Source organism: Actinomadura napierensis (assembly GCF_039529375.1).
Taxonomy (GTDB): domain Bacteria; phylum Actinomycetota; class Actinomycetes; order Streptosporangiales; family Streptosporangiaceae; genus Spirillospora; species Spirillospora napierensis.
The window spans coordinates 1-623 of sequence record NZ_BAAAMR010000346.1; the positions used below are offsets into that span (position 1 = coordinate 1).

The 623-nt window shown below is 38.2% G+C and carries 1 protein-coding gene; it reads right to left on the reverse strand.

Going from position 1 to position 623, the window contains the following annotated elements; all coding sequences use genetic code 11:
• Positions 1 to 278, reverse strand: a 278-nt coding sequence (locus tag ABD296_RS49845; RefSeq protein ID WP_344285647.1) for a class I tRNA ligase family protein, incomplete at its 3' end; no start/stop codon positions are given.
• Positions 279 to 623 lie beyond the last annotated feature (345 nt).

The window sequence follows — 623 nt, forward strand, 5'->3', positions numbered from 1 at the left end:
TGCATCTGGTCAATATATTCAGTCGCTTTAGGTGCTTCATCTGGTGCTAAACAGCCTAAGTTCGCTGCATCTTCATTCATGGCATCGATGAAACGCGTGGTGAGCTGTTGGATTGTTTCACCATTCTCATTCGCACGTTTGATGATTTTGTCATCAATATCGGAAATGTTGCGAATGTAGCGGACTTTCCAGCCTTGACTACGCAAAAAACGGATAATGTAGTCAAATGCAACCATAACTCGAGCATGTCCGATATGACAGTAGTCGTAAACGGTCATACCGCAGACGTACATATCGATGTGACCTTCTTTGCGAGGTACAAATTCAACTTTTTTTCGTTGCTCAGAGTTATATAAAACAAACGGTTGCATAAGGGTTTTCAAACACTCAACAAAAATAGTGTTACATCATAACTGATGCATCATTTTTAACAAAGTTTTATGCATGAATTTTATAAGCTTGTGAAATCTTATACATTTAAAAACGTGTAACTGATTGAGTTATGCTAGAATGCCCCCAAATCTTTTGATTAAAATCACCGATCTCAACCAGAGATCAGATCAATTATTTTGAGTCAAACTCGTATGCCTAATCCTACAGATTTCCAAAGCAGTGCATTAGCG